This is a genomic window from Corynebacterium sp., assembly GCF_030532325.1.
Classification (GTDB): Bacteria; Actinomycetota; Actinomycetes; order Mycobacteriales; family Mycobacteriaceae; genus Corynebacterium.
Genome location: NZ_JAUNLS010000008.1, coordinates 50,997 through 76,698 on the forward strand (window position 1 = coordinate 50,997; position 25,702 = coordinate 76,698).

Consider the following 25,702-nt stretch of genomic DNA (forward strand, 5'->3'; position numbering starts at 1 on the left):
TCACGGTGATACCATTTCCGGCATGGCCATGACCTTGAGACTCAGCCCGGAACAGGATCACGCGCTCACCCTGCTCGCCGCCGCGCAGGGCACCTCCAAGCACGAGGCGGCGGTGCGCGCGATTGTCGCCGCGGCCGCGCGCCGGCTTAGCGACGCCACCGTGCAGGACACCGCGCGCCACCTCCTACCCGGCCGCGCCCAGCTGGAGGCAGAAATCCGCAGGTCACGGCAGTGACCGCGGAGCAGCTTCTCCTCATCGCCCGTGAGTTCTGCGCGCGCTACCAGGTGCGCGTCACCAATTTCTCCGCACTCGCCGCGGCGGCCGCCGCCAGCACCGCGAGCTTTGAGGGCATCCCGGTACATGACTCCCCGCGCCAGGCCGCCCGCGCGCTGGCCCAGGTGCTGCGCGGCGTGAAAGCATTGAGCGCAAGAAATGAGGAATTCGCGGTATTCTGCGCCCGGGTCTACCTCTCCGTAACGGAAGTTATGTAAGTTAAAGCTGTTAAGATTCCCTAGAACTCCCTGAGCGAAAGGAACCCCTCCATGTCCCTCAAGAAGCTGCTCGCCGCTGGCCTGGTGGCCACCACCCTGAGCACCGCCGCCGTCCCCGCAGCCAGCGCCGCCTCCTCCGACCCCTCCTCCGGCCCCACCGCACCCGAAGGCTGGGAGCCGGATAAGACCAACCCCGACTTCGAGCAGGGGGAGGCCGGCTCCACCGGCACCGGCTCCTCCCCGTTGGACACCGGCTTGGTCATCTCCGCCTCCGTACTGGGCTCGCTGGCCCTGCTCAAGCTCATCACCGATAACGTCCCCGCCCTGCGCGCGCAGGTGGATCAGCTCGCCGCCCAGTTGGGCCTGCAGGACGTCTCCGGCTCCTCCGAGGCCAACCGCCTCTACGGCGGCGGGCTAGACTTCGACCTCGAGCGCCTGGCCCGCACCAACGGCTTCCCGGAGATCGCCGATCAGCTCGCCGCGCTCAAGGCCGGCTCAAGCGCACCTGCCCCGGCGCAGTAACACGCCCGGACTGTGAGGGGAAAGTACACTAACGAGCATGTCTAGTCTTTCCCAACTCCTGGAACCCACTCGCCGCCCGGCCGTCGTCGCAGATCTGCGCGTCGCGGCCGAGCAGGCCGTCAGCTCCCAGTCCGGCATCACCGGAATGGCGCTCAAGGGCGCCGTTGCCGCCGCCACCAAGATCGACGCCGAGATCATCGCCAAAGCCCTCCACCGCATGCTGCCGGAGATCCTCAACGAGCTCGAGAGCTACTGGCAGGAGTTCGAAGCCACCGAACCCACCGACTTCGGCGCTTTCCTTGCCGGCCGCGGCACCGAGGTGACCGAGTCCCTCATGAAGGTCGCCGACCGCAACGCCGAGCAGGTGAACAACGCCGCGCTGTCCAAGACCTACAGCACCTTGCGCGGCAAGGCATCCAAGGTTGTGGAACCACAGATTCCTAAATTGGGCCGTATCCTGCAGAAACACATGTAGTTCGCAGCATTAACATCACGGGTGTATGGTGGCGCCCATGCTTTCATCTGCAAACTATTCCGAATTTATCCGCAAGCGCCACTCCCCTCGTGCCTTCCTTCCGGAGGAAATCCCGGCGGATGTGCTCAAGCAGGTGCTTATCGACGCCCAATCGGCCCCCTCGAACTCCAACACCCAGCCGTGGAACGTCCACCTCATCGGCGGCGAGAAGCTGCGTGAGCTGGGCGAGGTACTGGTCAACGAGTTCAACACCAACGGCATCAACCCGGACTTCACCGTGGACTACGGCGAGGGCATCTACACCAAGCGCTCCCAGCAGCTGGGCGCCAAGATGTACGGCCTGCTGGGCATCGCCCGCGAGGACAAGGAGGCGCGCGTGGAGTTCATCCGCGAGAACCTCCGCTTCTTCGGCGCTGCCTACTCCGCGCTGATGTTCATCCCGAACATCGGTGACCGCTACCGCGCAGCTTTTGACCAGGGTACTTACGCGGAAAACTTCCTGCTCTCCCTCGAGGCGCACGGCTACCACGGCGTTCCGCAGGGCATGATCTCCCTTCTGGCCCCGACCGTGCGCGAGTTCCTCGGCATCGACGAGGATCAGAAGCTCATCACCGCCATCACCTTTGGCCGCGCCGACGAGTCCAGCCCGGTGTACAAAACGGAACCAGGCCGCGCACCGCTTTCGGAAACCGTCACGCTGCACGGCCTGGAGGGCCTCGACCTCGACTAGGACACCCTGTTAAACATCCAAGAAACGGACGTCCTTTGCGCGGCGAGTGATGAAGGAGCGGCGTGCCGCAACGTCATCGCCCATGAGAATGGAGAAGAGCTCGTCGGCGCGCTGGGCGTCCTCCAGATCCACCCGGCGCAGGATGCGCGTGGTGGGATCCAGGGTGGTCTCCCACAGCTCGGAGGCGTTCATCTCACCCAGACCCTTGTAGCGCTGGATGCCGTTGTCCTTGTTGATCTTACGGCCCTGCTCAAGACCCTCCGCCAGCAGAGCATCGCGCTCGGCGTCGGAGTAGGCAAAGCCCGGATCACCCTTAGCCCACTTCAGCTTGTACAGCGGCGGGTTAGCCAGGAAGACGTGGCCGTCCTCCACCAACTTAGGCATGAAGCGGAAGAGCAGCGTGAGCAGCAGCGTGGCGATGTGCTGGCCGTCAACATCGGCATCGGCCATGAGCACGATCTTGTTGTAGCGCAGCTTCGAAATATCGAATTCCTCGTGGATGCCCGTGCCCAGGGCGGTGATGATGGCCTGGACCTCGTTATTCTTAAGCACCTTATCCATGCGGGCCTTTTCCACGTTGAGGATCTTGCCGCGCAGCGGCAAGATGGCCTGGAACATGGAGTCACGACCCGCCTTGGCGGAACCACCTGCGGAGTCACCCTCCACGATGTAGAGCTCGGAGATCTTGGGATCCTTCGAGCGGCAATCCGCCAGCTTGCCGGGCAGGCCGCCCAGATCACCGGCAGACTTGCGGCGCACCAGCTCGCGGGCCTTGCGCGCGGCCACGCGGGCGTGCGCGGAGGAGACCGCCTTGTTGATGATGACCTTGGCCTCCGCCGGATTGGCGTCAAACCAGTCATTGAGGTGCTCGTTGACCGCGCGCTGCACGAAGCCCTTGATCTCGGAGTTGCCCAACTTGGTCTTGGTCTGGCCCTCGAACTGCGGGTCAGCCACCTTGACGGAAATCACCGCCGCGAGGCCCTCGCGGCAGTCATCGCCGGAGAGGTTGCCGTCCTTCTCCTTGAGCAGCTTGTGCTCCTTGGCGTAGCGGTTCATCAGGGTGGTCAGAGCGGCGCGGAAGCCCTCCTCGTGGGTGCCGCCCTCGTGGGTGTTGATCGTGTTAGCAAAGGTGTGGACGGACTCCTTGTAGCCCTGGTTCCACTGCAGCGCGATCTCTACCTCGTGTTCCTCGCCCTTGACGTCGAAAGCGACGATCGAGGGGTGGATGGCCGTCTTGTTCTTGTTGAGGAACTCGACGTAATCCTGCAGGCCATTCGGGTAGTGGTAGGTGACTTCCTTCTTTTTCTTTTTGCCCTCCTGGCCCTCCTCGGCGCCGTCCTCGTCGAGCTTGGCCAGGCTCACGGGGGCGTCGCCGGCCTCGGCGATGGCCTCCAGCTCCGCCTGCTCGGCGGACATCGTGCGCTCGTCGCGCAGGATGATGGTCAGGCCCTTGTTGAGGAAGGCCATCTCCTGCAGGCGTCGAGCGATGGTGTCGTAATTAAACTCCACCGTCTCGAAGATCTCCGGATCCGGCCAGAAGCGGATGGTGGTGCCGGTGCCGCGAGCGTTATCGCCCTCCACCAGCGTGTCCGGCACCGCGTTGGTAAAGTTCTGGTACCAGTGCTTGCCGTCGCGCTTGATGTCCGCCTCGACGCGGGTAGACAGCGCGTTGACCACGGAGATACCCACGCCGTGCAGACCACCGGAAACCGCGTAGGACTCGGAGTCGAACTTGCCGCCGGCGTGCAGCTGGGTCATGACCACCTGGACGGTCGGCGCGCCGCTGGCGTGCATCTCCACGGGGATGCCACGGCCGTTATCGATGACCTCCACGCCGCCGTCCTCGCGCAGCGTGACGATGACCTTGTCGGCGTAACCCGCCATGGCCTCATCGACAGAGTTATCGACGATCTCCCAAATCAGGTGGTGGAGGCCGCGCGCACCGGTGGAACCGATGTACATGCCCGGGCGCTTACGGACGGCCTCGAGGCCCTCCAGGATAGTGATTGACCCGGCATCATATGCGTGTTGTTCAGCCACGGATTCTTGTACTCCTTTTGGCTAGAGCTAAATCTAAGACTTTAGCCATTTTACACGGTGTCCCCCTACCTGAGAGCACCGCACACCCGTGAGAGCCCGGAATTTGCCCGATTTCCGGGGTCTGGCTATCCGTAGGTGTCTTGAGAACCCTGCGGCTTGACCCACTGGCGGCCGTCGTAATTGCGGCGCTGCGTGGGTCCCTGGATGTGCAACTTCACGATCACGTCTGGACCGAGGCGCTCAGCAATCTTCTGCAGGATGGATCGTTGCAGGTAGCGCAGCTGCGTGGTCCAACTGGAGGAATCGCAGTCCACGTAGACCACGCCATCCTTGATCGTGCGCGGCGTGGCGTGCGCGGCCACCCGCTCGCCCACGAGGTTCTCCCAGTTGCCCATGACCCAGCCGTTGGCCAGCTCGTGCTCCCAGCCGCGGCGGCCGATCTCCTTGTGGATCTGCTCGCCCAGGCTGGGCACGTCCAGCGGCCGACGGCGCCGCCGCCCGTCCGGGCCGCTGGGTTTTCCCACCTGGTACTTCTTCGGTTCCGCCGGGCCCTGCGGGTTGAGGTTCATCTTGGGCACAGGCTTGTTGAGCGCCGGGGCGTTGGGCGAGGAGGTGCGCAGCCGCTCGAAGAGGGCCTGCACCGGATCGTGTGCTGTGTCCTTCCCCGTGTCTTTCCCCGTGTCTTTGTCAGTCATCGCTGGCGCCCCCTTCCGCGCGTTCAATGAGAGAAATCCGCCCCTGCTCGGTATCGCGCACGCTGACGTCAAAGCGCACGCTGGGCTGCAGGTTGCCCGGCAGATCCTCATCCACCGCGGCGGTGATGAGCACCTGCTCGGCCTCGGCGGCCAAGTGGACGAGCTTCTCGCGGCGCTTGGCGTCGAGCTCCGCAAACACGTCATCGAGCACGAGCACCGGATCAGTTCCGTCCTGGCGCAGCAGATTGAACTCCGCCAGCCGCAGGGCGATGGCATAAGACCAGGTCTCACCGTGGCTGGCAAATCCCTTGGCCGGCTGGGTACCCAGGTGCAGCAGGAGATCGTCGCGGTGGGGACCCACCAGGGTGATCCCGCGCTCGATCTCGCGCTGGCGCACGGCGGCGAGCTCGGTGAGCATCACCGCCTCGAGTACCTCCCGATCAGTGACGTCAATGGTGGACTTGTACTCGATGTGCGCCGGGCGTGACTCCGGAGCCAACCCGGCATAAGCGCTGGGGATGAGCTGAGAGAGGGCGTCGACAAGCTCCAAGCGCCCCACCGTGACCTGCGCGCCCAGCCGGGCCAGCTGCGCGTCCCACACGTCCAACGTGGCCAGCGCCGAGGCTCCGTCCGCGTCCCCGTAGCCGCGGCGCAAGCTTGCCGACGCCGACTTCAACAACGCATTGCGCTGCTTGAGCACCTTGTCATAGTCGGCCTTCACCCCGGCCAGACGCGGGGTGCGCGAGGCGATGATCGCATCGAGATAGGCGCGGCGCTCTGCCGGCTCCCCGCGCACCAGCGCCAAATCCTCCGGCGAGAAGAGCACGGACTTCACCACGCCGAGCACCTCCCGCGGGCTCTTGAGGCGGGTGCGGTTGATCTGGGCCTGGTTCGCGGCGTGGGGTTTGATAAGCAGGTGGGCCGTCAGCTCGCGGCCCTGGTTAACCGCGGTGATGGATACCCTGGCGTTCTCCGCTCCCTGGCGCACGAGGGGGGCGTCGTGAGACACGCGGTGCGAGGACAAGTGGGCGAGGTAGCCGATGGCCTCGACGATGTTGGTCTTGCCAAAACCGTTGCGTCCCACGAACAGGGTGATCCCCGGCCCCAGCTCCACGGAGAGCTCAGGCCACGAACGAAAGTCCCTGAGAGCAAGATCGCGTACGTACATACAGGATGCGCTGGGATTAGCCCGGCAGGCGAACCGGCATGAGCAGGTAGGTGAAGTTAGTCTCCGGGGTGGGGAACACACCGTCTTCGTCGGCCAGCGGCATTTCCTCCGGCTCCGGAATCATGATCGCCGGGCGCGAGGGCTCGGTAAAGCCAAAGACCACGCGCTCGGTGTGCACCACCGCCAGGCCGTCCTTGAGGTAGCTGGGGTTGAAGGCGATGACAAACTCATCGCGCCCGGAGAACGCACAGGGCAGAGTCTCGGTGGCGCGGCCGGAATCGGCACCAGCGGCGAGCACCACCTGGCCTTCGGAGAACTCCATGCGAATCTGCGCGTTGCGGTCCGTAAGCAAGGAGACGCGGCGGATGGCCTCCTGCAGCGGTGCCACCGCGATGCTGGCCATGGCGGTGTGGGTCTTGGGCAGAAGCGGTGCGACGTTGGGGAAGTCGGCGTCGAGCATGCGCGTGGTGGTCTCGCGGTTATCGGCATGCAGGCCAAAGAGGCCATCGGCGCCGATGTTCTCGCCGGTGCCCACGGCGATCTCCACCGGGGTGCCCAGGTGGGTATCGAGGGAGCGGCCGGTGTCCTGCAAGGTCTTGGCGGGAACCAGCAGCTTGGCCTCGACGTCCGGGGAGACCGGATCCCACTCGAGGGTGCGCATGGCCAGACGGAAGCGGTCGGTGGCGGTCATCTCCACGTGCGAGCCGTGAATCTCAATGTGCACGCCGGTGAGCATGGGCAGGGTGTCATCCTTGCCGGCGGCGGCGCCGACCTGGCTGATGGCCTCAACAAAGAGCTGGGGGTTGATGGTGCCGGTGACCTCCGGCAGGACCGGCAGTTGCGGGTAATCATCGAGCGGGATGATGGGCAGCTCGAAGCGGGTGGAACCACAAGAGAGCAGGACCTTGGAATCCTGCTGGGTCATCTCGATTTCCTTGTTGGGCAAGGAAGCAACGATGTCTGCGAGCAGCTTGCCGGCCACGGCGATGCGGCCGGGCTCGTCCACCATGGCGCCGATGCGCACGCGGGTGGATACCTCGTAGTCGAAGCCGGTGAGCTCCAAGCCGTTGTCATCCGCGGTGATCAGCATGGCGCGCAGGACGGGCTGGGTGACCTTTGAGGGAAGGCTGCGTGCTACCCATGCGACGGCGTTGGATAGGTCGTCCTTGGCAACACGGAATGACACAGACTGGTCCATCGTCACAAAAGGCTCCTCTACGAACATCGGATCAATAAACGCGGGAGATTTGTCATTTCCCGCACGCTGAATTCCAACTTACCGCATGGGTGGGCCCGCACAGGATTTTGTAATTCCATCTGTGCGCGCTCGTTCAGGGCGCCGGCCGCAGCCGGGCCTCGGCGAATCACACACATCCCTTTTCTACTTGATAAGGGGAGAGATCTAGATAGTAGTAGTAATAAGCGCTGTGGGATCTGTGGATAGAGGCCTAAATGACAAGTTCGCGGCGCTGATCCGCGGTGTGGGTGGGGCTGTGGGATCTCTGTGATCAAATGACAAAAAATGTGAGTAACTCAAAACCGGCCAAAGTTATCCACAATCCATCCCCAGGATCATCGCCGCTGATCACAGCGTTGATCACAGCGCGTTGAGGGCCGCTGATCTGCTGTGAGATCTAAAACTGTGACCAAGATCTACGAATTACAACAATGAAATTACACAACTGTGAATAACGGTGTGGATAACTTTTCTACGCGGTGAGGGCGTGGGAAAGGGGACGGCACGGTGCCCCACAAAACCTAAAAGGCTGAACCTGGATGGCTGAACCCGCAGGTGGGCTTCCGCGCTGTTCACGGAGGAGCAGCACGTGAGCGTGAGGTTCAGCTTTCTAGGTTCAGCCTTGTGGGAGTGGGCTTGTCCCCGTAAAGCCGGAGTGGCCGCGCTTAGTGGCGCTTAGTGGCGGTTGTGGGACTTGATGCGCTGGGTCAGCGCCTGGATCTCGTCGTAGGTGTTGCGGTTTTCTGTCATTTCCTTGCGGATCTTGCGGTCGGCATAGATCACGGTGGTGTGGTCCTTGCCGCCGAACTGATCGCCGATCTTGGGCAGGGAAAGCTCGGTGAGCTCGCGGCACAGGTACATCGCCAGCTGGCGGGCGTGCGCCACCGCGCGCTTCTTGCCGGCGCCGCGCAGCGTGTCGACGTCAATGTTGAAGAAGTCCGCGGTGACCTCCATGATGGTGGTCGCCGTGATCTGGCGGTCTGCGGAATCGGGGGCGAGATCATGCAGTGCGATCTCCGCCATCTCCAGGCTGATCGGCTCATTGACCAGCGAAGAGTAGGCGGAGACACGGATCAAGGCGCCCTCCAGCTCGCGGATGGAGGACTCAAAGCGCGAGGCGATGAGCTCCAGTACGGAGCGGTCCACGTCGGTGCCGTCGGCAGCGGCCTTCTTCATGAGAATCGCAATGCGCGTTTCCAGATCCGGCGGCTGAATGTCCGTGATGAGACCACCCTCAAAGCGGGTGCGCAGGCGATCCTCCAGCGTGGTCAGCTGCTTCGGCGGGCGGTCAGAGGACAAAATGATCTGCTTGTTGGCCTGGTGCAGCGCGTTGAAGGTGTGGAAGAACTCCTCCTGCGTGGACTCCTTGCCCTCTAGGAACTGGATGTCATCGACCATGAGGATGTCCAGGTTGCGGTAGCGCCGCTTGAAGGATTCCTGGCGGTCATCGCGCAGGGAGTTGATGTAATCGTTGGTGAACTCTTCCGAGGACACGTACTTCACTCGCAGGCCCGGGTGCAGCACCTGGGCGTAGTTACCCGCGGCGTGCAGCAGGTGCGTCTTGCCCAGGCCGGAGCCGCCCCAAATAAACAGTGGGTTGTAGGCGCGGGCGGGATTTTCCGCCACGGCCACTGCGGCGCCGTTGGCAAAACGGTTGGAGGAACCGATGACGAAGTTTTCAAAGGTGTGCTTCGGGTTGAGGGATTCCTCGCGGTTGGGGTTGTGCGCGGGCTCCTCGCGCGGGATGCGCGCGGCGTGGCCCTCGGCCTGTTGCTGCTGGTTGTAGTGCTGCGCGAGCTCATCCAGGCTGGCCGGCGCGTGGGTGGTGCGCCACTCCGAGCCGTGGGAGGGCGCTTGCATCTGCTGCGGGCGCTGGGCCGGCGGCTGCTGGAATTGCGCCTGCGGCTGGTGCTGCTGGTTGGGGGCCTGCTGGCCAAAGGGATCGCGGTAGCCATGCTCGGAGAACCCAGCACCCGGAAAGCCCGATTCCCTGTAAGTCGGCTCAGGCTGGGGAGAGCTTTTCGGCGTGGGCTCGGGCTCCGGTTCCGGCTCGGGCTCATTGGCAATGGTGACAGCCAAGGTGCAGGGACGGCCCAGCTGCTTGGTCAGCTGCGCGGTGATATACGGGCTGAGCTCGGTCTCCACCACGTGCTTGGAGGTCTCGTCGGGTGCGGCGATGAGCACGTAGCCGTCCATCATCATGATGGGCTGGGTCAGTTGAAGGTAGAGGCGCTGGCTGTGGTTGAAGTTGGGGACGTCTGAGTTGGGTTGCTCAGCTTGGGCTAGGAGATCAGCAACCACTGATTTCCAGCCGGCTTTGAGTGCCGCTTGTGGGTCAGTCAAGACGCCTTCCTTCTTGTCTGCAACGGGTGAGTGACCGCGCAGAAAGCGGCCAAAAATATTCATTGGCTGCGCTCAACGCGGGCTCGTCGCAGTGAATTGACTTGGACGAGGGACAGTTAAGAGACGAAATTCCTGTGGGAATTACATTTTTCACTTGTGTTTCCACCGAGCTATCCACACGGGTTTTCCGCGGGTTACCTCGTAGTCCACAGAGTTATCCACAGGTGTGGAAGAAATCGTTATCCACAGCCTAGCGTATGCCTGTGGATAACTGCACACTGGGTGCTTAAACCCTCTGAGCTGCTAAAATTGCGAAAGTTTAAAGCAGTGCTTGAGAGTTATTCACAGCCTGTGGGCGTCTGTGGAATTTGACTACTACGTTTTACCCCCCTTCGCCGGTGGGTGTCTAACAGGGATTTTGGGCTAGCTACCGGGCGCCGGCAATTGCTCCGGGCGCGGCTCGAGCTCTCCCAGTAAGAGGGCGGAAAGTGGGCTCTAAGCTGCGGATAAAAACATCTTTGTAATTTCGGGGACACCCGTGTGTCGATTTGTTTCGCCGGTGGCAAATCGCGTAATCTGTCATGGTCTATCGCAACATGAACCGTTGCGCGTGAGGGGTGGCGCCGCCTTATTGGTACGCGGCTGCCGTCAATACTCACGATTTCCATTAATTCAAGTGGATGTCCAGCCTGCTGTTCAGGTGGGGTCCGCGTACAACTTCAAGGAGATAATCGTGGCAAAGGGTAAGCGTACCTTCCAGCCCAACAACCGTCGTCGCGCTCGCAAGCACGGCTTCCGCACCCGCATGAGCACCCGTGCAGGCCGCGCCATCGTTGCAGCACGTCGCAAGAAGGGCCGCGCAAAGCTCACCGCTTAATCAATGCTTCCAGCCCAGCACAAGCTCACATCGCCTGCGGAGTTCCGGAGGACGATCAAGGGTGGTCGCCGGGCGGGCACGCGCACCGTTGTTGTGCACATGCGCAACAACACCGACCAAGACGCCATCGCTGCTTCTGGGCCGCGATTCGGCTTGGTAGTTTCGAAAGCCGTCGGGAATGCCGTGGTTCGCCACCGCACCTCCCGGCGGCTTCGTCATGTGTGCATGCAGCTCTTCGAGCAGCTGCCACCGACGGCGGACATCGTCATCCGGGCCCTGCCGGCTAGCGCAGAGGCCACAAGTGAGCAGCTCTTACGCGATATTCGGAAGGCTCTGCGCAAGTGGGATACATAAACTCCCAAGGTGAAGAAATACCGGAGGCTCGAGGGGCCGCCAAAGCGCTCGTCGCAGCGGTGCGCTTCTACCAAAAGCACCTCTCAGCCCTTAAGATGGTGTCCACCTGTCGTTTTGAACCGACATGCAGCGCCTACGCTCTGGAGGCCATCTCCGTCCATGGAGCTTTTAAAGGCGTTGTGCTGGCCATCGCGAGGGTGTGCAAGTGCGGGCCCTGGCACCCGGGCGGATTCGATCCGGTTCCGGCAAAACACAACAACTGAGGTAGAAAACACTCGTGCTTAATTTCATCTATTGGCCGATTTCGGCCGTTCTATGGTTCTGGCACTGGCTGCTGAGCTTCGTGCTGGATCCGGCGTGGGGTGGCACCTGGATTCTCGCCATCGTGCTGCTCACGTGGACCCTGAAGGCGGTGATGGTCAAGCCCACCATCACTCAGCTGCGCTCCTCGCGCAAGATGCAGGAGATCCAGCCGCAGATCCAGGAGATACGCAAGAAGTACGCCAATGACCAGACCAAGGCTGCCCAGGAGATGCAGCGCATCTACAAGGAAGCCGGCGTGCGTCCGGTGGCCGGCTGCCTGCCCATGCTGGCCCAGATTCCGATGTTCATCGGTCTGTTTCACGTGCTGCGCTCATTCGACCGCACCGTGGCCGTCGCCGGCGGCGTGGGCCACCCGGCCGGCGAGCCGCTGTCTGAGGAGGCCAACGCGCAGATTGCGAACTACATCTTCTCCCCGGAGCTGGTGCAGCAGTTCGTTGACGCGAAGATCTTCGGCATCCCGCTGGTGGCTAACCTCCGCCTGAACTCTGGCCTGAAGATCATTCAGGAGACCTCCACGGCGCAGGCGGCCATGATCATTGTGCCGCTCATCGCCATCATTGCCACGCTGACGCACTTCAACGCGCGCATGTCGCTCAACCGCCAGGAGGCGCGCCGCGCCGCCGGCAAGACGGCCGCGCCGCAGGGCGAGAACGCCGAGATGATGCAGCAGCAGATGGCCATGATGAACAAGATGATGCTGTGGCTCATGCCCGGTATGCTCATCTTCTCCGGCTTCATTTGGCCCGTCGGCCTGCTGTTCTACATGCTGGCCAACACCGTGTGGACCTTCGTGCAGACCCGCGTGGTCTTTGCCAAGATGGACCGCGAGGAAGAAGAAGAACTGGCCGCCAAGGCCGAGCTCAAGCGCACCTCCGCCCCGAAGCCGGGCGCGCGCAAGCGCGATAACCGCTCCAAGAAGCAGCGCAAAAACAACTAAATACCACCCAATCCATTCGTTGTCCCCTTTCTGAGGAGAAACATCGTGTCCGAAGTGGACCCGTCTGACGTATTTGGCTCCCGTCTGCCCCTAGCGCAGGCCTACCATGATTCACTCGCTACAGACGGGTCCATTCGTGGTTTTATCGGCCCGCGCGAGGTACCGCGCCTGTGGGAGCGCCACATCATCAACTGCGCCGTGGTGGCAGAGGTGATGCCGGAGGGCGCCACGGTTATTGACGTCGGCAGTGGCGCAGGCCTACCCGGCATCCCGCTGGCTATCGCCCGGCCGGATCTGCAGATCACCCTCATCGAGCCGCTGCTCAAGCGCTCGAACTACCTCTCCGAGGTCAAGGAGCAGCTGGGCCTGGATAACGTCACCGTCATCCGCGGCCGCGCCGAGGAGGGCCCAGTGAAGAAGGCGGTCAAGGGCGCGGACATCGTGACCTCCCGCGCCGTCGCCCCGCTGGGCAAGCTGGCCACGTGGTCCCTGCCGCTGGTGCGCAAGGGCGGCGAGATGATTGCGCTCAAGGGTTCCTCGGTACATGAGGAGCTGGAGCGCGACGCCGCCGCTATCAAGCGTGCTGGAGGCGGGAAGGCCGAGGTCATGACCATCAAGGGCACCACGATTATTCGTGTCCCACGGGTGAACTAGAGTAGACGGCATGACACAACCTCGCCTTATCACCATCGCGAACCAAAAGGGCGGCGTGGGCAAGACCACCTCCGCCGTGAACCTGGCAGCCGCTCTGGCGGAGGCCGGGAAGAAGGTCTTGGTGATTGATCTGGACCCCCAGGGCAACGCGTCCACCGCTGTCGGCGCGGTACACACCTCGGGTACGGATTCCAGCTACGAGGTTCTCTTGGGGGATCGCACCGCGGAGCAGGCAATGCAGCCCTCCCCCGGCAACGACAATCTTTTCTGCATCCCGGCCACCATTGACCTGGCTGGCGCGGAGATCGAGATGGTCTCCTTGGTGCGCCGCGAGTTCAGGCTTTACGACGCCCTCCATAACGGCTTCCTCGAAGAGCACGGCTTCGACTACGTCTTCATCGACTGCCCTCCCTCCCTGGGCCTGCTCACCATCAACGCGATGACCTGCGCCGAGGAAGTCATCATCCCCATCCAGTGCGAGTATTACGCGCTCGAGGGCGTGGGCCAGCTGCTGGGTAATATCTCGATGATCCGCGAGCACCTCAACGAGGAGCTGCACATCTCTGCGGTTTTGCTCACCATGTATGACGCCCGCACCAAGCTGGCGGAGCAGGTGGTCTCCGAGGTGCGCGAGCAGTTCGGCGCGGTGGTGCTGGGCAACGTCATCCCCCGCTCCGTGCGGGTGTCTGAGGCACCCGGCTACGGCAAGACGGTCATCGCCTATGATCCCAGTTCCACGGGCGCGCGGGCCTATTCCGCCGCGGCGCGCGAGCTGGATCAGCGCGGCGACTACCCGCCGCACCCCACCACCGGGGCCATCGGGGTCAGCCCGGAAATCTACGCGGAATTGGAAGGATAGGAAGGCACGCACATGGCAGATCAGAAGGAACAGAAGCAGGGCGGTTTGGGCAAGGGCCTCGCCGCTCTCATCCCCTCTGGCCCGAACGTACCCTCCCGCAAGCCGCGCCTCGGGGATTCCGCTGCGGACATCATCCTGGGTGTGTCTACCTCCCAGCGTTCCGGCTCCGGCAGCTCTGAGGGCGAATCCAAGCACATCAAGGGCGCGCCCACCATTCAGCAGTCCGCTTCCTCTTCCAAGCGCCGCGCTACCCCGTCGGTGATGGGGGCGACCTACCGCGAGATCCCCATCGGGGAGATTGTGCCCAACCCCAAGCAGCCGCGCCAGGTCTTCGATGAGGAGGAGATTGCAGAGCTGGTCCACTCCATCAAGGAGTTTGGCCTGCTGCAGCCCATCGTCGTGCGCCCCTCCGAGGAGGGCGGCTTCGAGCTCATCATGGGCGAGCGCCGCTGGCGCGCCTCCGCCAAGGCGGGACTGGCCACCATCCCGGCGATTGTGCGTGATACCAAGGATGAGAGCCTGCTTCGTGACGCCCTCTTGGAAAACATCCACCGCGTCCAGCTCAACCCCTTGGAAGAGGCCCACGCCTACCAGCAGCTGCTGGAGGAGTTCGGCGTGACCCAGAACGAGCTGGCGGATCGCATCGGCCGCTCTCGCCCGCAGGTGACCAACATGATCCGCCTGCTCAAGCTGCCCGTGGAGGTACAGAAGCGCGTGGCGGCGGGCACCCTAACCGGCGGTCACGCCCGCGCGCTGCTGGGCCTGCCGGATGCCGAGGCCATGCAGTTCATCGCGGATCGCGTCATCGCTGAGGGCCTGTCCGTGCGCGCTACGGAGGAGGCAGTCACCCTCTACAAGCGCGACGGCAAGCCGGCGGAGAAGACCCCGCGCCCGGCCACCCCGCAGCCGCGCTTCTTCAGCGATTCCGCGGAGCGCCTCTCCGATCGCTTCGACACCAAGGTCACCGTGACCATGGGCAAGCGCAAGGGCAAGATGGTGGTCGAGTTCGGGGATCAGGAGGATTTCGAGCGCATCATGGCGCTCATCGAGGGCACGGAGTAACCCCCGCTATGCTCGTCGAGTCCGTCAAGGAAGGCAGTGTCCTTAACCCCTTGGCGGCTCGCTGCGTTTTCTGGGAGCTGGGCGGCTCCGTGGATAAGGAGGGCGTGACGGACGCCGCCTTTGAAAAGGAGGCCTGGATTTCCACCACGCTGCTGCGCTTCGGGGAGTGCGGGTTCACCGTGGGCGATGAGGCCACGGTCTTCTTTTCCTCGCCGGAGTTCTTCCCCGGGGCCGCCGCTCTGCCCACCGCTCCGGTCTCGGAGGACGCCGTGCTCATCTCCTCGCTCTTTGTGAAGTCCCACCGCGCCGCGCGCGGTTTGGAGGCCGTGCTTCTCGACGCCGCCATCATGAACCTCACCTCACGCGGCTTCACCGCCGTGGAGGCTTTTGGGCACAGGGACGCCGCGCAGGCAGAAGAAATCGTGGGTGACAAGCCCGCGCGCATTGGGCTGCTGCCGGTGGAGACCCTCGAGGCCGCAGGCTTCCTGGTGCACGAGGATCACCCCGTCACCCCGCGCCTGCGCCTCGAACTGCCCCCGGCCTTTGATCTGCTCAGCGCCGCGGCGGCAGAGGATCTCGTCGCGCGGGCGTTGGCCTGAGCGGCCCAAGCCAGCCGCCCACAGCCCAACGGACTAGAGCGAATTCCTGTTCTTTAGGACTGCTCCGCGCGCAGCAGCTCGGAGAACTTGTACGTGCCCGTCACTGCGGTGTCCTCGTCGAGGAGGTAAAGGCGTTTGACGGCCACGACGATGGCCTCCGCGATGTCATCGCGGGACTCCGGGTTGGTGAGGATGGCCACGTCCTTCGGGTTGGTGATGTAGCCCAGGACCACCTGCACCACCGGCATCTGGGTCAGGCGCAGCAGATCCCAGGTGCGGCCGTGGTTCCAGCAGTTGAGCAGGTTCGTGCGGGCCACGATCTCGCGCTGAATGAAGCCGGAGAGAGTCTCGCCGATGAGCGAGGAGTTATTGGCCTCGGAGCCGAAGTAGAAGGTGGCCACGCCGTTGGCCTTCTCATTCGGATAGGAATCACATGCCAGGGAGATCACCAGGTCTGCGTCGAAGGCATTGGCCAGCTCCGCGCGATCCTTGACGGAAGGGTCGTCGGTACGCGGGCGGGAGATGATGGTCTCCATACCCGCGGCGATCATGCGGCCAGCTACGCGCTCGGCCAGATCCCAGAGGATCTCCTCCTCGGTGATGTCACCAAAGCGGCCCTTGACGGTGGCACCGCGGTTCTCGCCGCCCAAGGCGGGATCGATCACCACGCGCTTGCCGGCCAGCTTGGGGCCTGCGTTGCGCACGCGCTCGCGCTCCTGAATGTTGTGGGCGGAGCCGCCGGTGATGCGCCGGCCCAGCAGGCTCAGTGCATGAATGGTGGCGGGCCCACACACGCCGTCGTTTTGCAGCCCGTAGTTGTGCTGGTACTCCATGACGGCCTCGTGCGTATCAGGACCAAAGCGCCCATCGATGCGGCTGCGGTAGAAACCCAGCTCGTGCAGCTGCTGCTGCAGCTGAGAGACGTCATCGCCCACCTGCTCGTTGCTGGGCTCATAGGCCAAGACACGGGCCCCCAGCGTGTAGGAGGCGTGACGAAGCTCGCGCAGGGTCAGATCATCGATGGTGCCGTTGGGGATGATTCCGCGGGACTGCTGGAAGGCTTTGATGACCTCGGAGAGTTCGGCGTCAAAAAGCTTGTCCTTCTCCGAGTACTTCTGCTTCTTCCAGTCAGACAGCGTTCCCTGGTAGTGCGTCAGCAAACCGAGGCGGGCGAGGGTTGCGCGGGCTTCGGCGACACGAACACTGTTATCGCCGACACGTAAAACGCGATTCACACCTACCCCTTTCACGTATAGGTGGCGCACCCCGGGGTGCGCCAGCGAATAGTTATGAGACTACCAGTTAGAGCTGCTTTTGAATCTTTGCCACGATGGCGGACTTGGGCTGAACTCCGGTGAACTCATCCACCTTCTCGCCGTCCTTGAAGATGAGGACGGAGGGGATGGACATGATCTGGAACATGGCACCCAGGGTGCGCTCCTCGTCCACGTTCACCTTGACGATGGAGACGTCCTCACCGAGTTCGGCGGCGACGTCGTCGAGTATCGGGGACAGCTTCTTGCACGGTCCGCACCAGTCGGCCCAGAAGTCGACGACGACGGGCTTGGAGCCGGAGGCCTCGACGACCTCGGAACGGAAGGTATCAGTAGTCACTGCTTTAACATTGCTCATGAACGTATTAACGGCTTTCTGCGAGGAAATGTTCCGCATCGATGGCTGCGCGGCAGCCGGAACCCGCTGCGGTGATGGCTTGCTGGTAGTGGTCATCGACCAGATCGCCGCAGGCAAAGACGCCCGGGACGTTGGTCTTGGTGGAGGGGTGCTCAACGGTGACGTAGCCGGCTTCGTTGGTGTCCACCTGGCCCTCGAGGAAGGCCGAGCGCGGCTCATGGCCGATGGCCACGAACATGGCGGTGACGTCCAGGGTGGAGACCTCGCCGGTGATGGCGTCCTTGATCTCCAAGCCGGCGACCTTGCCCTCGCCCTCGAGCACGCGCTCGACGGTGGTGTTGAGCTGCCACTTGATCTGCGGGTTGGCCTTGGCGCGCTCCAGCATGATCTTGGAGGCACGGAAGTTCTCGGAGCGGTGGATGATGGTCACGGTCTCGGCGAACTTGGTGAGGAAGGTGGCCTCCTCCATGGCGGAGTCGCCGCCGCCGACGACGGCGATGTTGCGGCCCTTGAAGAAGAAGCCGTCGCAGGTGGCGCAGGCGGAGACACCACGACCGGTGAGCTCGGACTCGCCCGGAATGCCCAGGTAGCGCGGCGCGGCACCGGTGGCCAGGATGACGGAGCGGGCCTCGAAGACCTCGTCTCCCACGTGGAGCTTCTTGATCTCGCCCTCGAGTTCGAGGGAGTCAACAACCTCCATGCGCAGATCCGCGCCGAAGCGGATGGCCTGAGCGCGCATCTCCTCCATGAGCTCGGGGCCCATGATGCCCTTCTGGAAGCCGGGGTAGTTCTCCACCTCGGTGGTGTTCATCAGCTCGCCGCCGTACTCGAATCCTTCGAAGACGATCGGATTGAGCTCAGCGCGTGCTGCGTATAGAGCTGCGGTGTACCCGGCGGGGCCGGAGCCAACGATGGCAACATCGTGGACGGTCATTCAACACTCCCTTGAATCTGTCTTGAATTTGTGCACTTCTCTTGCAGAATTCTTCTGCGCCTCAGGCGCGCGATGCGGCTTGGGCGCGCAACCACACAAAGTCTACTCGTCGCTGGCATAAAGGTTGCAATGCTCGGCGCGCCGCTAGCTGCTGGCGATCGCCGCGCGCAGTACCTCACGCGCGCGGGCGCGGCGTGACTTGATAGTCCCCGGTGCCACCCCTTGGACCTCGGCCACAGTGGCGATGGGGTACCCGGCGACGTCGGTAAGCAACAGCGCCTCGCGCTGATCCTCGCGCAAGGTGGCCATGGCCTGGGTGACGGCGACATGCTCGGCGAGGTGATCGCTGGGGTTGTGTGCCAGCGCGTAGTTGCGGTCCGGATCGATGATGTCGGCGTCGAGGGAGGCGAGCTCGCGGTTGGCGCGGTGGTTGAGGAAGTCGTATCCGGAGTTCATGACCAGCCTGTGCAGCCAGGTGGACAGCGTGGACTCCCCGCGGTAATTGTCCATGCTGCAGGAGGCGCGTAGCAGAGCCTCCTGGACGATGTCCTGGGCGTCATGGTCGTTGCGCGTGTATCTGCGCGCCACGGTGGTCAGGCGCTTGCGGTGCCGCTCGACGATGGCCGAGAACGCCTTGGTGTCCCCCTCGATGAAGGCGTCGACCAACTCGTGGTCTGATGGTTCGTGAGCACGATTTGATGCGTGCTGTGACTTTTCTGAATACTGGCCTGTGTGACGTGGTCCTGAAAACGACGGATCAGCACTAACTGACATGAAGAATCCCCCCGGATACAACGTGTTGTGATTCCAGTTATAGCCGAAAGGAGTGATGTATGTCGTTTCTCATGGTTCTGTTGGGCTGGGCGCTAGGCCTCGGGTTGCCAGTGCTTGTGATCTACCTGATCGTGCGCGCGGCGAAGAAGTAGGTAGAAGCGAAGTAGGCAGACAGAGGAAGAAGCACGAGCCGCCTGGCTCGTGCTTCTTCTTGTGCTCAGTAGGCTTTGCCGGGTTGGTTTGGCCGGGGTTGGCTTAGCCGGCGTTGGCCTCGCGCACGCGCAGGGTGCGGCGCAGCTCGTCCTGGCACTCCAGCAGCACACGGCGCAAGGCGCCAGGGCGCTCGGTGGCGAGGAACTCGTCGGTGGCCTCGAGTGCCAGCTCAACTTCCGGGTAGAGCCCGCGCACCAGGCGGTTCGCAATCTCGATGGGGTGCTCCTCCCAGATGGTGCTCAGGTGCTCGAAGAACTCCTGGGCGAAGGGCTCGGTGAGTTTCCCGGAGCGCGGCGCGTTGAAGGCCAGCAGCAGCGAATCGACCTCCGCGTTGGAGTACGTGCCCGGGGTGCGCACCAGGTCGAAGACCTCGCGCTTGGTCTCGGCATGCGGGAAGGCGTGGGAGGCGCCCAGGAAGGCCGCGGCGCCGGTGAGCGTGTTATCGCGCTGCTTCTCCTCCTCGAGCTCCGCGGGCGTGACGGCGTCGCGAGCGGCCAGCGCGCGCAGCAGGGACCAGCGAATATTCGGATCGAGGCGCAGGCCCTCCAGCTCGCCAGCCAGCAGTGCGCGCAGGCGCTCGGTTCCAACCTCCTCCGGGGTGGCGGCCTGGGCGGCGATGGCGGCGCGGGCGAGCACGAGCTGGGCGTCGGAACCGGCCTCGGTGGTGCTCAGCAGCTCCCACAGGCGGGAGGCGTACTCGGCGCGGGCGGCGTCGCGCTGGGCCTCGGGTAGGTAGTGGCCCAGGGCAAAGTGGGCGTTGGCAAAGGTGGTGGTGAGCAGCGCCGGGTTGGTCTCCGCCGGGGCGTGGCGCAGCACGGTCTCCACGTACTCGGCCACGGGCCATTCGCCGTCGCGGGTGAGGTTCCACAGGGAGGTCCAGATCACCGCGCGGCTGAGCTCATCGGGGATGTCGGAGAGCCGCTCGCGCAGAGTGGTCAGGGAGGTCTCGTCGAAGCGAACCTTGGCGTAGGTGTGGTCGGCGTCGTTGAGCAGCAGTAGCGCGGGCGCGTCCAGGCCCTCGGCGGCACTGACCACGGTGGACTGCGCCCCGGCTGCGATATCGACGTCGAGGGTGGCGTACTTGCGCAGATCCGCATCGAAGAAGGAGACGTCGAGGCGGTGCGGGCGGGTGACGTCCGCAGCGGCGGAGTCGATGCGCAGCTCATCTACCTTCGCGCTTGCGGCAGCGTCGTCCGCGTCATCCTTCAAGCTCAGGTGCGGGGTGAGGGTATCCGGGCCCCAGGTGCGCAGCCAGGCCTGGGACCAGGCGTCGAGATCGCGCTCGGTGTGGCCCTTGAGCGCGGTGAGGAGATCGTCGAAGGTGGCTGCGGCGAAGGCGTGGGCCTGGAAGTAGTCGCGCGCGCCGGCGTAGAAGTTCTCGCGGCCCACGTAGTGCACCAGCTGCTTGAGCACGGCCGCGCCCTTGGCGTAGGTGATGCCGTCGAAGTTCTGGCGCGCGGCGTCGACGTCCGGGATCTCCGCCTTGATGGGGTGCGTGGTGGGCAGCTGATCTTGCTGGTAGGCCCAGTTCTTGCGCTGTCCGGCAAAGTTGGTCCACGCCTCGGTGTACTGGGTGGCCTCGACGGAGGCATCGGCGCCCATGAACTCGGCAAAGGACTCCTTGAGCCAGAGATCATCCCACCACTGTGGGGTGACCAGATCGCCGAACCACATGTGGGACATCTCGTGCAGGATGGTGTTGGTGCGCGCGGCGTGCTGTGCGCGGGTGGCCGCGGAGCGGTAGAGATAGTGCTCGGTGAAGGTCACCAGGCCGGGGTTCTCCATGGCGCCGAGGTTGTACTCGGGCACGAAGATGGAATCGTACTTGCCCCAGGGGTAGGGGAAGCCGAAGGCCTGGTGGAAGAAGTCCATGCCGCGGGCGGTGATCTCCAGGATCTCCTCGTCGAGGTACTCCCCCATCGAGGCGCGAGCGAAGGCGCGCAGCTCGGAGCTCAGTGATCCGTCCGGCGCGGTCCAGGTGCGCTCGGTGGAGACGTAGGGTCCGGCGGCGAAGGAGGTGAGGTAGGTGGACAGCAGCGGGGTCTCGGCGAAGGTGGCCGTCACTCCGCTCTCGGTGGTTTCACGTGAAACCTCTGGCTGGTTGGCTAAGAGCTGCCAGCCCTCCGGGCCGGTGATGTGCACGGTGTAGCGCGCCTTGAGATCCGGCTGATCGAAGCAGGGGAAGATCCGGCGGGCGTCGGAAGGCTCGAGGTGCGAATAGAGATAGGTGTTGCCGTCGGCCTGATCATGCATGCGGTGCAGGCCCTGGCCGGTGCGCGAGTAACGCGAGGAACCCACCACCTCGATGGTGAGCTCCTCCCCCACCGGCAGCCCGCTGAGGTAGATGCGTCCGCCGTCGAAGGTGTTGGCCACCTCCTCGCCGTTGACGCGCACGGACTCCACGGCGGCGCCCAGGTAATCCAGGAAGGTATCCGGCGCGGTGTTGCTCAGCCGAATGCGCGAGATCACCCCGAATGTCTCGGCCTCCGTGGGGGCGCCGGTGACGTCGAGGTGAAGCTCGTAGGTGCTCAGCGTGAGCGCGGCGCTGCGGGCCTGTGCTTCGTCGTGACTGAGGTTTGCGGAGTTGCGGCCGCGGTTGTTCTGGGAATCTGTGGCTTGAGTCATGCCGATCATTGTAAGGGGCGCCGCTGCGTGGCGACGCCCCTTTCATTGCATTCCCTTAATGCGTGCGCGGGTGAGCGCGTGCGAGTTACTGCTCGCGACCTACTGCTTGATGGCAGAAGCCTCGATCTCGATCTTGATCTCCTCGGAGACCAACATGCCGCCGGTCTTGAGCGGAGCGTTGAAGTCGATGCCGAAGTCCGTGCGGTTGATCTTGGTGCTGGCCTCGAAGCCCAGGCGGGTGTTACCAAAGGGATCCTCGGCGATGCCCTCGGTTTCCACCTTGAGGGTCACCGGCTTGGTGGTGCCCTTGATGGTGAGGTCACCGGTGACGGTGCCGTTGCCCTCGGCGTCGACGTCGAAGGAGGTGGCCTTGAAGGTCATCTCCGGGAACTGCTCGGTGGAGAAGAAATCATCGCCGCGGACGTGCTCGTCGCGCTTGGTATCGCCGGTGTCGATGGAGCTGGTCTTAATGGTGGCCTCGGCGGAGGACTCGGCGGGGTTCTCCCCCACCGTCAGGGCGCCTTCGAACTCATCGAAGCGGCCCCGCACCTTGGTCACCATGGCGTGGCGGGCGACAAAGCCAATGAGAGTGTGGGCGGGGTCGATGGTGTAGGTACCTGCGAGGTTGGTCATTAAAACTCCTTTGCTCGAACGCTTGTTGACGTAACAACATGAACTATACACTTCACGCCTAAACTGTCAAGGCTTGAAGTGAAAATCCTGCGCAGCCCGCGAAAGCCCCCCGACTTTCGCGTCGCCCCCACACACTAGGAGTTCGTGGGTAGCCCCACCAGGGAGACCTGGCGCAGCGTCACCTGCTGGTTCTTGCCCAGATCGGTGAACACCACGTACACGCTGTCGAAGGCCTCGTTGAGCTCCTCCAGCTCAATGTCCGTGCGCGCGTGATCCAGCGTGCCCTCGGCCAGCACCGGCGCAGAGCTGATCTCCGGCTTCTTGGGATCGAAGGTGGCCGAGTCGACGCCATAGACCGTGTAGCTCGCGCCGGTGGACTTCGACTGCACCAGCGGCAGCACGTGCAGCTGGGTGGGGGTCTTCGCGGAGATGAGCAGCCCGGTGTCCTTCTTCTTGGTGCTCCACGTGGTGCTGGAAGATTCCTTGAGCACCTGCGCCTGATCCTTGCCCTCCGGCACGGAGGTCACCGTGAGATCCTTGAGGATCACCGGCGGCACGTTGGGGAAGGTGGTCTCCGTTGTTGTGACGTTCTTCGGGGTCACCGGCGAGGTGGACTCGTTGCCCACCAGCGAGAGGATCCACACGCTCAGTGCCGCCATGGCCACGACGAAGAGGCTGGCAAACACGCCGAGCACCACGATGCCCGAGCGGGAGTAGCCGCGGCTGCCAAAGCCCGGCTCCGGGGTGGGATCCGGGCGCTGCTCCTCGGGCTGCTCCGGAATGAGCAGCGTCTCGGGCGCGGCCTCGCCCTCGCGATCGCTCTCGCCTTCTCCGCCGTGGGCGAAGGAGGCCAGCCGCTTGGCGATGTCCTGCAGCTCGGTCTCCTCGCACTCTTCGGCGTCGGCAGCGATATCGCTCAGCGCCTGCGGCGTGGGGTTGGTGGAGCCCACGAGCAGGGCGATGGCCGAGCCCAGCGCCGAGCGGTCGGAGTCCTCGTCGTTCTCATTGAGCACCGCCGGGAAGGCCAGGGTGGCCACTCCCTCGGTGGAGATGCGGATGCGATCGCGGTGATCCACGCCCAGCAGCTGATCGGCCGCGTGGGCGGTGGCCATGGACTGAGCTAGCGGGGTCAGGGCGTGCGCCACCGCGTGGGGATCAAGCTCCTTGTCCTCCGAAACGGTGCGCAGCGCGCTGCCCTCCACCCAATCGGAGACGATGAGGCAGCCCTGGCGGTAGGACAGCACCCGGATGTTCTCCGCCACGCCGGGCAGGTTCATCTCCCCGAGCTTGCGGGTGGCGCGGGAGACGTCGGCAGCCCTGCGCGCGGACTCCGCCGGAGTGGACGGCGCCATCGGGGCCGCGCCCGTGGTGTCCACGAAGGTCAGCGCCACGAGGCGGCCGGTGGCCTGCTCGCGGGCCTCCCAGAAGCGCGCACCGGGCACCGCTCCGTGATCCTTGAGCAGGCGGAAGCGGCCGTCGGACACCGGCGCACCCGGCACAAGCCGCGGGCCGCGCACGATGCCGGCGGACATCGGTGGCGGCACCGGCGAGGAGTTGAAGGCATCCGCGGTGAAGATGGGCTGGATCTCCATCTGATCCGGCTCGTCCACCTCGATGGCCTCGGCGTTGTCAATGCGAATGATGCGGGACATGCCGGGGATGCGGCGCAGCTGGCGGCCCAGGTTGATGACCTCCGGCAAGCCGGAGCGCGAGAGCACGATGCCCGTGACCGCCACGAAGACGATGCCCAGGCCGATGATGAGCAGTAGGTAGGCCAGCGAGGGGATGTTCTCCGGCAGGATGAGCCCCAGCGCCCAGTAGAGCGCGCCGGCCACCGCTAGGCCCACGACGCCGGCGCCGGTGGACCACACCACCGTGCTGGCCAGCTCCTTGCCGCCCAGGCTGCCCAGCTTGCGCTTGAGCAGGAAGCCGCCGATCACCGCGCCGGAGATGAAGCCGAAGCCGTTGGCGGTACCCAGCAGGATGACCACGCGGGAGGAGGAATCCGCCACCAGCGGGGCCAGCAGGGAGAGCACCACCTTGGTCAGCGTGATGCCGGCGATGATGAAGGTCGGCGTCCAGGCCTCCTCGCGGGCGTAGAACACGCGCAGGTGCAGCAGGACCAGGGCGTAGGGAATGAGCGTGAAGGCGGAGAAGCAGATGGTCAGGCCCAACTGCTCAGCGCTATCCGCGCCGTAGGCACCGTACTGGAAGAGCGCGCGGGCAATGGGCACGCCGAAGCCGGTCATGAAGATGACAATCGGGATCAGCGCGATGAAGGTTAGTTTGGAGCCCAGGGTGAGGTCCTTGACCACGCGCTGGACGTCGCCCTCCGCGGCGTTGCGCGAGAGCCGCGGCATGATGGCGGTGAGCAGCGTGACGCCGATGACGCCGTAGGGCACCTGCAGCATGAGCCAGGCGTTCTGGTAGACCAGCATGGCGCCGCGGTCGGCGTAGGAGGCCACCTGGGAGGTCACCACGTAGCCGGCCTGGGAGATGGCGACGTAGGTGATGATGGCAATCGCCATGCCGCCGAACTGCTTGATGCGGTTATCAATCCCCCACTTTGGGCGCAGATTGATCCCGGCGCTCTTGAGGTAGGGCACGAGGATCAGACACTGCACCACCACGCCTAGCGTGGTGCCCAGGCCCAGCAGCAGGATGTGTGAATCCGTCACCGGCGTGGGCTCGAAGGGATCGAGCGTGCCCGGCACCAGCCGGTAGAGCACCAGCACGGAAATGGCGATGACGTTGTTGACCACCGGCGCCCAGGCGCCAGGACCAAAGACGTTCTTGGTGTTGAGGATGGCCTGGAAGAGGGCGAAGAGCCCGTAGAAGAGGATCTGCGGCAGCAGCAGGAAGGCCAGTGAGGTGGCCTGAATGGTGTTGACCTTACTGTCCTCCGGCACCATGAGCCTGGTCAGCCAGGGGGCGCCGATGACGGAGAGGATGGTCACCACCGCCAGCAGCGCCGTGGCCAGGGTGAACAGCTCCCGCACGAAGGTCTCGCCGCGGTCGGCGTCCTCCTTTTCCGCACGCACCAACACCGGCACGACGAGCGAGGTGAGCACCGCGCCCAGCACGATCTCGGTGACCAGGTTGGGGATCTGGTTGGCCACGCCGAAGGCGTTGCCCACGATCTCACCCAGGGTGGCGCCGATGAGCATCTGGCGCAGGAAGCCGGTGATGCGGGAAATCAGGGTGGCGAAAGCCATGGAGCCGGTGGCGCGCACGACGGCGCCGTCGGAGTTCTCCTGGCCGTCGGAGGAGGGATCCACCACGGTGACGGCCTTGCCCTTGAGCCCAGAGAGATCCTCGCGCGCGGCATCCTCGGCGGGCGGCACGGCGACCGGAGCGCGCTTGACGGGAACCGGAGCCGGCGGGGAGGGGGTGACAATGCGGCCCCTGGCGCCGGCGTGCGTGGTTGCAGTGGGCGCTGCGGCCTCGGTGGGCGCTGTGCGCGCTGCGGACGGCTGGGTGGCCGCCTCAACCTCATGGCCAGATTCTTTTGTCATAGAGAAAA

25 protein-coding genes are annotated in these 25,702 nt (G+C 64.2%); 13 read left to right on the forward strand and 12 right to left on the reverse strand.

Annotated elements, in window-relative coordinates:
• The first annotated feature begins 22 nt into the window (after positions 1-22).
• From Q4E25_RS06025 to Q4E25_RS06045, 5 genes are read left to right on the forward strand one after another with little or no spacing between them, the layout of a single operon-like run.
• Entirely contained in the window at positions 23-235 is a 213-nt protein-coding gene (locus tag Q4E25_RS06025; protein ID WP_303155140.1) for a CopG family transcriptional regulator, read from the forward strand.
• Positions 232-492 carry a cell filamentation protein Fic gene (locus Q4E25_RS06030; RefSeq protein WP_303155141.1) on the forward strand — a complete coding sequence of 87 codons (261 nt, stop codon included), beginning with the start codon at positions 232-234 and terminating at the stop codon, positions 490-492. The genes Q4E25_RS06025 and Q4E25_RS06030 overlap by 4 nt, the downstream gene beginning before the upstream one ends.
• A 51-nt stretch (positions 493-543) precedes the next feature.
• On the forward strand, positions 544-1,014 hold the full coding sequence (locus Q4E25_RS06035; protein ID WP_303155143.1) for a hypothetical protein: 471 nt from the start codon (positions 544-546) through the stop codon (positions 1,012-1,014).
• A gap of 37 nt (positions 1,015-1,051) precedes the next feature.
• Positions 1,052-1,489: a hypothetical protein gene (locus tag Q4E25_RS06040; RefSeq protein ID WP_303155145.1), complete on the forward strand. Its 438-nt coding sequence runs from the start codon at positions 1,052-1,054 to the stop codon at positions 1,487-1,489.
• Positions 1,490-1,526: 37 nt separating this feature from the next.
• Positions 1,527-2,219, forward strand: coding sequence for a nitroreductase (locus Q4E25_RS06045; protein ID WP_303155146.1), 693 nt, complete (start codon positions 1,527-1,529; stop codon positions 2,217-2,219).
• A gap of 9 nt (positions 2,220-2,228) precedes the next feature.
• Here Q4E25_RS06045 and gyrB read toward each other — a convergent pair whose 3' ends face one another.
• The 5 genes from gyrB to dnaA all read right to left on the reverse strand — a co-directional run bounded on the left by gyrB (position 2,229) and on the right by dnaA (position 9,702).
• The gene (gyrB, locus tag Q4E25_RS06050) at positions 2,229-4,259 is read right to left on the reverse strand and encodes a DNA topoisomerase (ATP-hydrolyzing) subunit B (RefSeq protein WP_303155147.1); all 2,031 of its coding nucleotides are present in this window, start codon (positions 4,257-4,259) and stop codon (positions 2,229-2,231) included.
• A 125-nt stretch (positions 4,260-4,384) separates the two neighbouring features.
• On the reverse strand, positions 4,385-4,954 hold the full coding sequence (locus Q4E25_RS06055) for a DciA family protein (protein ID WP_303155148.1): 570 nt from the start codon (positions 4,952-4,954) through the stop codon (positions 4,385-4,387).
• A complete protein-coding gene (recF, locus tag Q4E25_RS06060) occupies positions 4,947-6,122 on the reverse strand; it encodes a DNA replication/repair protein RecF (protein WP_303155149.1) in 1,176 nt (391 codons plus the stop codon). The genes Q4E25_RS06055 and recF overlap by 8 nt, the downstream gene beginning before the upstream one ends.
• A 16-nt stretch (positions 6,123-6,138) precedes the next feature.
• Positions 6,139-7,320, reverse strand: coding sequence for a DNA polymerase III subunit beta (gene dnaN, locus Q4E25_RS06065; protein WP_303155150.1), 1,182 nt, complete (start codon positions 7,318-7,320; stop codon positions 6,139-6,141).
• Positions 7,321-8,034: 714 nt separating this feature from the next.
• Positions 8,035-9,702, reverse strand: coding sequence for a chromosomal replication initiator protein DnaA (gene dnaA, locus Q4E25_RS06070; RefSeq protein WP_303155151.1), 1,668 nt, complete (start codon positions 9,700-9,702; stop codon positions 8,035-8,037).
• A gap of 733 nt (positions 9,703-10,435) precedes the next feature.
• Here dnaA and rpmH point away from each other — a divergent pair.
• From rpmH to Q4E25_RS06110, 8 genes are read left to right on the forward strand one after another with little or no spacing between them, the layout of a single operon-like run.
• Entirely contained in the window at positions 10,436-10,579 is a 144-nt protein-coding gene (gene rpmH, locus Q4E25_RS06075; protein WP_003847033.1) for a 50S ribosomal protein L34, read from the forward strand.
• A 3-nt stretch (positions 10,580-10,582) separates the two neighbouring features.
• On the forward strand, positions 10,583-10,933 hold the full coding sequence (gene rnpA / locus Q4E25_RS06080; protein WP_303155166.1) for a ribonuclease P protein component: 351 nt from the start codon (positions 10,583-10,585) through the stop codon (positions 10,931-10,933).
• Positions 10,930-11,196, forward strand: coding sequence for a membrane protein insertion efficiency factor YidD (gene yidD, locus Q4E25_RS06085; RefSeq protein WP_303155251.1), 267 nt, complete (start codon positions 10,930-10,932; stop codon positions 11,194-11,196). Before rnpA ends, yidD begins: the two co-directional genes overlap by 4 nt.
• A 14-nt stretch (positions 11,197-11,210) precedes the next feature.
• Positions 11,211-12,194, forward strand: coding sequence for a membrane protein insertase YidC (yidC, locus tag Q4E25_RS06090; protein ID WP_303155169.1), 984 nt, complete (start codon positions 11,211-11,213; stop codon positions 12,192-12,194).
• Between the two features lie 45 nt (positions 12,195-12,239).
• Positions 12,240-12,848, forward strand: a complete 609-nt coding sequence (rsmG, locus tag Q4E25_RS06095) for a 16S rRNA (guanine(527)-N(7))-methyltransferase RsmG (protein WP_303155171.1) — start codon at positions 12,240-12,242, stop codon at positions 12,846-12,848.
• 10 nt (positions 12,849-12,858) lie between these two features.
• Positions 12,859-13,707, forward strand: coding sequence for a ParA family protein (locus Q4E25_RS06100; RefSeq protein ID WP_303155173.1), 849 nt, complete (start codon positions 12,859-12,861; stop codon positions 13,705-13,707).
• A gap of 12 nt (positions 13,708-13,719) precedes the next feature.
• Positions 13,720-14,769, forward strand: coding sequence for a ParB/RepB/Spo0J family partition protein (locus Q4E25_RS06105; protein WP_303155174.1), 1,050 nt, complete (start codon positions 13,720-13,722; stop codon positions 14,767-14,769).
• Between the two features lie 8 nt (positions 14,770-14,777).
• Positions 14,778-15,368 (forward strand): hypothetical protein, encoded by a 591-nt coding sequence (locus Q4E25_RS06110; protein WP_303155177.1) that lies wholly within the window; start codon positions 14,778-14,780, stop codon positions 15,366-15,368.
• Positions 15,369-15,421: 53 nt separating this feature from the next.
• On the opposite strand, the gene Q4E25_RS06115 is transcribed toward Q4E25_RS06110, so the two are convergent.
• The 7 genes from Q4E25_RS06115 to murJ all read right to left on the reverse strand — a co-directional run bounded on the left by Q4E25_RS06115 (position 15,422) and on the right by murJ (position 25,694).
• The gene (locus tag Q4E25_RS06115) at positions 15,422-16,603 is read right to left on the reverse strand and encodes an N-acetylmuramoyl-L-alanine amidase (protein WP_303155180.1); all 1,182 of its coding nucleotides are present in this window, start codon (positions 16,601-16,603) and stop codon (positions 15,422-15,424) included.
• Positions 16,604-16,670: 67 nt separating this feature from the next.
• A complete protein-coding gene (trxA, locus tag Q4E25_RS06120) occupies positions 16,671-17,000 on the reverse strand; it encodes a thioredoxin (protein WP_303155183.1) in 330 nt (109 codons plus the stop codon).
• 7 nt (positions 17,001-17,007) lie between these two features.
• Entirely contained in the window at positions 17,008-17,934 is a 927-nt protein-coding gene (trxB, locus tag Q4E25_RS06125; RefSeq protein ID WP_303155186.1) for a thioredoxin-disulfide reductase, read from the reverse strand.
• A 144-nt stretch (positions 17,935-18,078) separates the two neighbouring features.
• Positions 18,079-18,600, reverse strand: a complete 522-nt coding sequence (locus Q4E25_RS06130; RefSeq protein WP_303155188.1) for an RNA polymerase sigma factor — start codon at positions 18,598-18,600, stop codon at positions 18,079-18,081.
• A 363-nt stretch (positions 18,601-18,963) separates the two neighbouring features.
• Complete coding sequence (gene pepN, locus Q4E25_RS06135) at positions 18,964-21,546, reverse strand: aminopeptidase N (RefSeq protein WP_303155190.1); 2,583 nt, start codon at positions 21,544-21,546, stop codon at positions 18,964-18,966.
• Between the two features lie 99 nt (positions 21,547-21,645).
• Positions 21,646-22,179 (reverse strand): YceI family protein, encoded by a 534-nt coding sequence (locus Q4E25_RS06140; RefSeq protein ID WP_303155193.1) that lies wholly within the window; start codon positions 22,177-22,179, stop codon positions 21,646-21,648.
• Positions 22,180-22,313: 134 nt separating this feature from the next.
• Positions 22,314-25,694: a murein biosynthesis integral membrane protein MurJ gene (murJ, locus tag Q4E25_RS06145; protein WP_303155195.1), complete on the reverse strand. Its 3,381-nt coding sequence runs from the start codon at positions 25,692-25,694 to the stop codon at positions 22,314-22,316.
• Positions 25,695-25,702 lie beyond the last annotated feature (8 nt).

Bases quoted from the DNA above. Each gene is read 5' to 3' on its own strand.
- rnpA (WP_303155166.1), top strand. From the start codon at position 10,583: ATGCTTCCAGCCCAGCACAAGCTCACATCGCCTGCGGAGTTCCGGAGG.
- pepN (WP_303155190.1), bottom strand. From the start codon at position 21,546: ATGACTCAAGCCACAGATTCCCAGAACAACCGCGGCCGCAACTCCGCA.
- recF (WP_303155149.1), bottom strand. From the start codon at position 6,122: ATGTACGTACGCGATCTTGCTCTCAGGGACTTTCGTTCGTGGCCTGAG.
- Q4E25_RS06035 (WP_303155143.1), top strand. From the start codon at position 544: ATGTCCCTCAAGAAGCTGCTCGCCGCTGGCCTGGTGGCCACCACCCTG.
- Q4E25_RS06140 (WP_303155193.1), bottom strand. From the start codon at position 22,179: ATGACCAACCTCGCAGGTACCTACACCATCGACCCCGCCCACACTCTC.
- Q4E25_RS06040 (WP_303155145.1), top strand. From the start codon at position 1,052: ATGTCTAGTCTTTCCCAACTCCTGGAACCCACTCGCCGCCCGGCCGTC.
- Q4E25_RS06025 (WP_303155140.1), top strand. From the start codon at position 23: ATGGCCATGACCTTGAGACTCAGCCCGGAACAGGATCACGCGCTCACC.
- Q4E25_RS06100 (WP_303155173.1), top strand. From the start codon at position 12,859: ATGACACAACCTCGCCTTATCACCATCGCGAACCAAAAGGGCGGCGTG.
- Q4E25_RS06045 (WP_303155146.1), top strand. From the start codon at position 1,527: ATGCTTTCATCTGCAAACTATTCCGAATTTATCCGCAAGCGCCACTCC.
- Q4E25_RS06055 (WP_303155148.1), bottom strand. From the start codon at position 4,954: ATGACTGACAAAGACACGGGGAAAGACACGGGGAAGGACACAGCACAC.
- Q4E25_RS06105 (WP_303155174.1), top strand. From the start codon at position 13,720: ATGGCAGATCAGAAGGAACAGAAGCAGGGCGGTTTGGGCAAGGGCCTC.
- murJ (WP_303155195.1), bottom strand. From the start codon at position 25,694: ATGACAAAAGAATCTGGCCATGAGGTTGAGGCGGCCACCCAGCCGTCC.
- trxA (WP_303155183.1), bottom strand. From the start codon at position 17,000: ATGAGCAATGTTAAAGCAGTGACTACTGATACCTTCCGTTCCGAGGTC.
- trxB (WP_303155186.1), bottom strand. From the start codon at position 17,934: ATGACCGTCCACGATGTTGCCATCGTTGGCTCCGGCCCCGCCGGGTAC.
- dnaN (WP_303155150.1), bottom strand. From the start codon at position 7,320: ATGGACCAGTCTGTGTCATTCCGTGTTGCCAAGGACGACCTATCCAAC.
- Q4E25_RS06110 (WP_303155177.1), top strand. From the start codon at position 14,778: ATGCTCGTCGAGTCCGTCAAGGAAGGCAGTGTCCTTAACCCCTTGGCG.